Consider the following 7,516-nt stretch of genomic DNA (forward strand, 5'->3'; position numbering starts at 1 on the left):
CCGGTGCCGCCGTCCTCCCCGGTGCCGCGTGCCCCGTCCGGGCCGGAACGTCCGGTCGACCCGGTCGACCGGACGACGTCGGCGAAGGAACGGGCCTCCGGCTCGGCGGACCGCGCGCGCCGTCCACCGGCGGGGGCGCCGTGCCGTGCCGAAGCGCCGGAGTCGGCGCGGGCGACCTGGTCGCTGCCGTGCCGGCCGGTCGGGCGCTCCTCGGTGTCGACCGCACGACCGGAACCGGTCGATCCGTGGGAATCGGACTCGGGGGAGCGGCGCGACCGCGGCGGTGGGGGCGGGCCTGCGGGCAACCGGCTCTCCCTTCTGGTCGACGGCCGGCGGAACCGGACGGTGGCGTGGTCTCACCCGGTCAACGAGTTCGCTGTGTCAACGAGGGACCGGAGGGCGGCGTTGTGCCCACCTGATCGACGTCACTCGAATGTCGGCACGTCAGCGGGGTGATGGCGCGCTCCGTGACCGGATCGCCCGATCATGGTGCGGCATGCGGACCATCGTGCCCGCGGCCGAAGGGATGCACAGGCGACACGATCACTGCGTCGAGCAACGGCCGGTTGCGTGCGACGACGCGCGGGCGGCCCAGCGCCGGACGGCCGGACGGCCGCATCCGGCGGGACGACCGGCCGTCGTCGATCGACGGGCGGCGGCAACCCCGACGCCGACCTGCGGCAACGGGTCAGGAGAGCAGCGGGCCCATGCGGTCGCGCAGCGCGACCGCGGCCGACAGCGGCCGCACGAGCACGGTGAGCTCGCGGATCCGGCCCTCCTCGTCGGTGCGCAGGATGTCGACGCCCTGCACCTCGCGCTCCCCCACGGTCGCGGCGAACTCGAGGACGTGCCCGTCGTCGCCGGAGTACCCGGCGACGTAGTGGAACCCGCCGAAGACGGTGAACACCGCGCCCAGGATGGGGCGCAACGCCTCCCGGCCCCGGTAGGGGCGGTGCACGACGGGCGAGCGGAACTCGACGTCGTCGCTGCAGAGAGCGACGGCCGCGTCGAGGTCTCCGGCCTCGATCGCGGCCCGGAAGCGGGCGGCGGCGTCGTTCACGCCGGCGATCATGCCCCACCCGCCCCGGGCCAGGCGGCCGCGGCCGCCGGACGCAGGCCGACGGCGCCGGCCAGCAGCTCGTAGGAGCGCAGCCGGTCCTCGCCGCGGAAGGTCGAGGTCGTCACCATCAGCTCGTCCACCCCGGTCCGGGCCACGAGCTCCTCGACGCCGGCGCGCACGGTCTCCGGCGAGCCGATGACCTGGTCGGCGTGGCGCTGCTCGACGAACGCCCGGGCCGGGTCGGTCCAGTCGAAGGCCGCGACCTCCTCGGGGCCGGGCAGCGGGCGCGGATCGCCGAGGCGCAGGTGCAGGAACTGCAGCGCCGAGGGCAGCGCCAGCTCGTGGGCGCGCTCGTCGGTGTCGGCGCAGGTCACGGCGGCGGCGATCATCGAGTACGGCTGCGCCAGCAGCGCCGAGGGCCGGAAGTGCTCGCGGTAGAGCTCCAGCGCGGGCAGCGTGTTCGCGGCCGAGAAGTGGTGGGCGAAGGCGAACGGCAGCCCGAGCATCCCGGCGACCTTCGCCGAGTAGCCCGACGAGCCGAGCAGCCACATGGTCGGAGCGTTCCCCACGGCCGGTACGGCGAGCACACCGGCGTCGCCACGGAAGTAGGCCGCGAGCTCCACGAGCTGGTCGGGGAAGTCGTCGGGGGCGTGCAGCCGGTCGGTCCCGGTCCCGCGCAGCGCGGCGGCGGTCTGCGGGTCGGTGCCCGGGGCGCGCCCGATGCCGAGGTCGATCCGGCCGGGGTGCAGTGCCTCGAGGGTGCCGAACTGCTCCGCGACGACGAGCGGGCGGTGGTTGGGCAGCATCACCCCACCCGAGCCGACGGTGATCCGTTCGGTCGCCCCGGCCAGGTGCGCGATCAGCACCGGCGGCGACGAGCTGGCGATCCCGGGCATGCCGTGGTGCTCGGCGACCCAGTAGCGGGTGAAGCCCAGCTCCTCGGCCCGTCGTACCAGGCGGGTGCTGTGCGCCAGCGCGTCGGTGGCCGACGAGCCGTCGGCCACGGGGACCAGGTCGAGCACGGAGAGAGGGACCACGACGGCTGCAACACCCGCACCCGCCGGGCGTCTTCCCGGCGGTCGAAACCGGTTCGCGGCCCCCGACTAGCATCGGAGGTCCATCTGTTCGCACCACCTCTGGAGGCACCCCCGTGTCCGCACCGTCCGCCCCGCCCGCGTCCGCCCCGATCCGGGTGCCGGCCGGGACGACCGCCGGCGCGCGCGTCCGGGAGGGCGGGCTGCCGACCAGCGGTCCCGAGGCGATCGTCGTCGTGCGCGACGCCGAGGGTGCCCTGCGCGACCTGGCCTGGGCCCCCGAGGCCGACGCCGAGGTCGTCCCGGTCCCGGCGAACACCGAGGAGGGGCGCAGCGTCATCCGGCACTCGGCGGCGCACGTGCTCGCCCAGGCCGTCCAGCAGCTGTTCCCGAAGGCCAAGCTGGGCATCGGCCCGCCGGTCACCGACGGCTTCTACTACGACTTCGACGTCGACACCCCCTTCACCCCCGAGGATCTGAAGAAGATCGAGTCGGCGATGAAGAAGATCGTGAAGGCGGGGCAGCGCTTCGAGCGCCGTCGCTACGCCTCGCAGGACGAGGCCCGCGCCGAGCTGGCCGACCAGCCGTACAAGCTGGAGCTGATCGACCTGAAGTCGACGGACGACTCCGTCGACAGCGGGGAGGTCATGGAGGTCGACTCCTCCGGCGAGCTCACCGTCTACGACAACGTGCACGCCCACACCGGCGCCGTCGTCTGGTCGGACCTGTGCCGTGGCCCGCACCTGCCGACCACCAAGTTCATCCCGGCGTTCTCGCTGACCCGCTCGGCCGCCGCGTACTGGCGGGGCGACCAGCGCAACGCCCAGCTCCAGCGGATCTACGGCACCGCGTGGGAGTCGCAGGAGGCGCACGACGCCTACCTGGAGCGCATCGCCGAGGCCGAGCGGCGCGACCACCGCCGCCTGGGCAGCGAGCTGGACCTGTTCAGCTTCCCCGACGAGATCGGGTCGGGCCTGCCGGTCTTCCACCCCAAGGGCGGCGTCGTCCGCAAGGAGCTGGAGGACCTGTCCCGCGAGCGGCACGCCGCGGCCGGGTACGAGTTCGTCTACACCCCGCACGCCACCAAGGGCGCGCTGTTCGAGAAGTCCGGGCACCTGGAGTGGTACGCCGAGGGCATGTACCCGCCCATGCAGCTCGACGCGGAGTACACCGCCGACGGCGAGCTGAAGCGGCCGGCCGTCGACTACTACCTCAAGCCGATGAACTGCCCGATGCACAACCTGATCTTCGCCTCGCGCGGACGGTCCTACCGCGAGCTGCCGCTGCGGCTGTTCGAGTTCGGCACCGTCTACCGCTACGAGAAGTCCGGTGTGGTGCACGGGCTGACCCGGGCCCGCGGGTTCAGCCAGGACGACGCGCACATCTACTGCACCCGTGAGCAGATGCAGGGTGAGATCCGCAGCCTGCTGCAGTTCGTGCTGGACCTGCTGCGCGACTACGGCCTCGACGACTTCTACCTGGAGCTGTCGACCCGCAACCCGGAGAAGTCGATCGGCTCCGACGAGTCGTGGGCCGAGGCCACCCAGGCGCTGCGCGACGCCGCCGAGAGCTTCGGGCTGACCCTGCACGACGACCCGGGCGGCGCCGCGTTCTACGCGCCCAAGATCTCGGTGCAGGCCCGCGACGCGATCGGCCGCTACTGGCAGATGTCGACCATCCAGGTCGACCTGATGCTGCCGGACCGCTTCGAGCTGGAGTACACCTCCTCGGACGGCTCCCGGCAGCGACCGGTCATGATCCACCGCGCGCTGTTCGGCTCGATCGAGCGCTTCTTCGGCGTGCTCACCGAGCACTACGCCGGCGCCTTCCCGGCGTGGCTCGCCCCCGTCCAGGTGGTGGGGATCCCGGTCACCGAGGCCCAGGACGACTACGTCCGCGACATCGCCGCCCGGCTGCGCGCCGCGGGCATCCGGATCGACGTCGACTCCGGCGACGACCGGATGCAGAAGAAGATCCGCACCCACACGCTGCAGAAGGTGCCGTTCCTGCTGCTCGTGGGCGGTCGCGACGTCGAGGCCGGCGCGGTGAGCTTCCGTTTCCGCGACGGCTCGCAGACGAACGCGGTGCCGGTCGAGCAGGCGGTCACCTCGATCATCGAGTGGGTGCGGTCGCGCACGAACACCTCGCCGACCGCGGAGAGCTTCGGGGTCGACGCCTAGGATCGGCTCATGGAGCAGGAGTGGGTCCCGCAGGAGGGGACTGGGACGCCCGACGGCTTCGCCCGGCTGTGGACCCCGCACCGGCTCGCCTACATCCAGGGCGCCGGTGACACCGGCTGCCCGTTCTGCCGGATCGCCCGGGGGGACACCCTGGGCGACTCGACGGACCCGGACGCGGACAACCTCGTCGTCGCCCGCGGGGACGAGGTGTTCGCGCTGCTCAACCTGCACCCGTACAACCCGGGGCACCTGATGGTGCTGCCCTACCGGCACGTCGCGGACCTGGAGGACCTCACCGACTCCGAGGCGGGCGAGCTGATGGCGTTCACCCGCCAGGCCGTCGTGACCATGAAGCGGATCGCGGCGCCGCACGCGTTCAACGTGGGGCTCAACCTGGGCCACGTCGCGGGCGGCTCGCTGGCCGAGCACCTGCACCAGCACGTCGTCCCGCGCTGGGGCGGGGACGCGAACTTCATCGCCGTCGTCGGGCAGACGAAGGTGATCCCGCAGCTGCTCGCCGAGACCCGCGACCAGCTGGCACAGGCGTGGGAACCGCCACGTCGCTGACTCCGGCCGCGCCGACGGCGGGCGGACCCGGTATCGGACTACGCTGGAAGCGTCCCCCACCGCCGCCGTCCTGCACGGGAGCACGCAGCCGCCGATGCTGAACCTGTTCGCCCGCGCGCACGTCAACCGGCTCACCGACCCCGTCGGGCGGGCCCTGATCGACCGTGGTGTCAGCCCGGACACCGTGACCGTGCTCGGCACCGTCGGGGCCGTGACCTGCTCGTTGGCGTTCCTGCCGACCGGCCTGCTGGCCCTCGGCGCGGTGCTGGTCACCCTCTTCGTGCTGACCGACCTGATCGACGGCGCGATGGCCCGCGCCCGCGGGCACGGCACCCCGTTCGGGGCGGTGCTCGACTCCACCTGCGACCGGATCGTCGACGGCGCCCTGTTCGCCGGGCTCGCCTGGTGGGCGCTGACCGGCGGGGCCGAGCCCCTGGCCGGCGCCGCCGCGCTGGTGGCCCTGGTCGGTGGCCAGATCGTGTCGTACGTCAAGGCCCGCGCCGAGTCCGTCGGGCTCACCGCCGAGGGCGGCCTCGTCGAACGCGCCGAACGGCTCATCCTCGGCCTGGTCGGGGCGTTCCTGTCCGGCATCGGGGTGCCGTGGGCGCTGACCGTCACCCTCGTCGTGCTGGCGATCGGGACGGCGGTGACCCTCGGCCAGCGGATCCTGGCGGTGCGGCACAGCTCCCGCGAGGCACCGCGTGCCTGACCTGCGGACGCGCACCACCGACGCGCTGAGCGCCGCCGGGTACGCGGCGGGCTGGCGGGTCGCGGGGCGGCTCCCGGCCGGCGTCGCCGCACGGGTGTTCGACGCAGGCGCCGCGCTCGCGGTCCGCCGCGACGGCCCCGGGGTACGACGGCTGCGGCACAACCTGCGCCGGGCCCGTCCCGACGCGACCCCCGCCGAGCTCGACGCACTGGTCGCCGCCGGGATGCGCAGCTACGCCCGCTACTGGCGCGAGGCGTTCGCACTGCCCGGCCTCGACCCCGCCGCGGTGCACGCCGCGATGCACCCGCACGCCCACGGCGTCGCCGGTGCGCTGGCGTCCACCCGGTCCGGGCGCGGGGTCGTGTTCGCCCTCCCGCACGCCGGCAACTGGGACCTCGCCGGGCTCTACCTGCTGCGCGAGCTCGACCGGCTCGGGCTCGAACCGGCGCTGACCACCGTCGTGCAGCGGCTGCGCCCCGAGCCGCTGTTCCGCCGGTTCCTCGCCTACCGGCGCGCGCTCGGGTTCGAGGTCGTGACCGCCGACGACCCCCGCGCCGCACACCGCGCGCTGACCGGGCGGCTGCGCCGCGGCGGGGTCGTCTGCCTGGTCGCCGACCGCGACCTGACCGGCACCGGGACCGGCGTGACGTTCCTCGGGGGGCCCGCCCGGCTGCCGTCCGGCCCTGCGCGGCTCGCCCGGCTCACCGGCGCCGCGCTCCACCCGGCCTACCCCTACTTCACCGACGACGCCTGGGGCGTCGAGGTCGGCGCGCCCGTCCCGCGCGGTCCCGGTGCCGTCCAGCACCTCGCCGACGCGTTCGGCGACATGATCGCCCGCCGCCCGTGGGACTGGCACATGCTCCAGCCGGTCGGCACGGGATGAGGATCGGGATCGTCTGCCCGTACTCCCTCGACGTCGCCGGGGGAGTGCAGCGCCACGTCCTGGACCTGGCAGCCGCGCTGCGCACGCTCGGGCACACGGTCGAGGTCCTGGCCCCGACGACCGGCACCGCGCCCGAGTTCGTCACCCCGGCCGGGCGGGCCGTCGGCGTCCCCTACAACGGCTCCGTCGCCCGCGTCGCGTTCGGCCCGCTGACCCGCCACCGCACCCGGCGCTGGCTCGCCGCGCACGACTTCGACGTGCTGCACGTCCACGAGCCCACGACCCCGTCGGTGTCGGCGCTCGCGCTGCTCGACGCCCGCGGACCGGTCGTCGCGACCTTCCACACCTCCACCGAGCGGTCCCGGGCCCTCGCCGCGTTCGGACCCGTGGCGCGCCCCCTGCTGGAGCGGGTCACGGCGCGGATCGCGGTGTCGGCGACCGCCCGCCGGGTCCAGGTCGAGCACCTGGGCGGGGACGCCACCGAGATCCCCAACGGTGTCGACCTCGCCCGGTTCGCCCACGGGCCGGCACTGGACCTGCCGCCCGCCGTGCGGGTCGGCTACGTCGGCCGCTTCGATGAGCCGCGCAAGGGCATGCCGGTGCTGCTGGCCGCGCTGAGCCGGGTCGTCGCCGACCGCCCGGACGTGCGGTTGCTCGTCGTCGGCCGCGGCGACGGCGACCGGCTGAGGCGCGCCGCGGGACCGGGCCTGGCGGGCCGGATCGACCTGCTCGGGCCGGTCGACGAGGCGACCAAGGCCGCCGCGCTGCGCTCGGTCGCGGTGTTCTGCGCACCGCACCGCGGCGGGGAGAGCTTCGGGATGGTGCTGACCGAGGCGATGGCCGCGGGCGCCCCGGTGCTGGCCGCGGACCTCGAGTCCTTCCGTGCCGTGCTCGACGACGGCCGCGCCGGTGCACTGTTCCCACCCGGCGACGACGCCGCCCTGGCCGCCGCGCTCACCCGCCTGCTCGACGACGGGGCCGCCCGCGCCCGGCTCGCCGCCGCCGGGCGGGACCGGGCGCGGCGCTACGACTGGCCGGTCGTGGCCTCCGACGTGCTGCGCGTGTACCGGGCCGCGATCGCCG

Annotated in this window: 7 protein-coding genes; 5 read left to right on the top strand and 2 right to left on the bottom strand. The window is 74.6% G+C overall.

The genetic code is table 11. From position 1 onward, the window contains the following. Positions 1-688 precede the first annotated feature (688 nt). Positions 689-1,060 (bottom strand): nuclear transport factor 2 family protein, encoded by a 372-nt coding sequence (locus NH602_RS25765; RefSeq protein WP_253069139.1) that lies wholly within the window; start codon positions 1,058-1,060, stop codon positions 689-691. A gap of 8 nt (positions 1,061-1,068) precedes the next feature. Next, a complete protein-coding gene (locus NH602_RS25770; protein ID WP_073574630.1) occupies positions 1,069-2,097 on the bottom strand; it encodes an LLM class flavin-dependent oxidoreductase in 1,029 nt (342 codons plus the stop codon). Positions 2,098-2,210: 113 nt separating this feature from the next. Here NH602_RS25770 and thrS point away from each other — a divergent pair, with 113 nt between their 5' ends. From thrS to NH602_RS25795, 5 genes are all read left to right on the top strand, one after another. Next, complete coding sequence (thrS, locus tag NH602_RS25775) at positions 2,211-4,274, top strand: threonine--tRNA ligase (protein WP_253069140.1); 2,064 nt, start codon at positions 2,211-2,213, stop codon at positions 4,272-4,274. Between the two features lie 9 nt (positions 4,275-4,283). Beyond that, on the top strand, positions 4,284-4,841 hold the full coding sequence (locus tag NH602_RS25780) for an HIT domain-containing protein (protein ID WP_073574632.1): 558 nt from the start codon (positions 4,284-4,286) through the stop codon (positions 4,839-4,841). A 94-nt stretch (positions 4,842-4,935) separates the two neighbouring features. Then, a complete protein-coding gene (gene pgsA / locus NH602_RS25785; protein WP_179762608.1) occupies positions 4,936-5,550 on the top strand; it encodes a phosphatidylinositol phosphate synthase in 615 nt (204 codons plus the stop codon). Further along, positions 5,543-6,433 carry a phosphatidylinositol mannoside acyltransferase gene (locus tag NH602_RS25790; protein WP_253069141.1) on the top strand — a complete coding sequence of 297 codons (891 nt, stop codon included), beginning with the start codon at positions 5,543-5,545 and terminating at the stop codon, positions 6,431-6,433. The genes pgsA and NH602_RS25790 overlap by 8 nt, the downstream gene beginning before the upstream one ends. Next, positions 6,430-7,516, top strand: a 1,087-nt coding sequence (locus NH602_RS25795) for a glycosyltransferase family 4 protein (RefSeq protein ID WP_253069142.1), incomplete at its 3' end; no start/stop codon positions are given. The genes NH602_RS25790 and NH602_RS25795, both read left to right, overlap by 4 nt.

Source organism: Pseudonocardia sp. McavD-2-B (assembly GCF_024124365.1).
Lineage (GTDB): Bacteria > Actinomycetota > Actinomycetes > Mycobacteriales > Pseudonocardiaceae > Pseudonocardia > Pseudonocardia alni.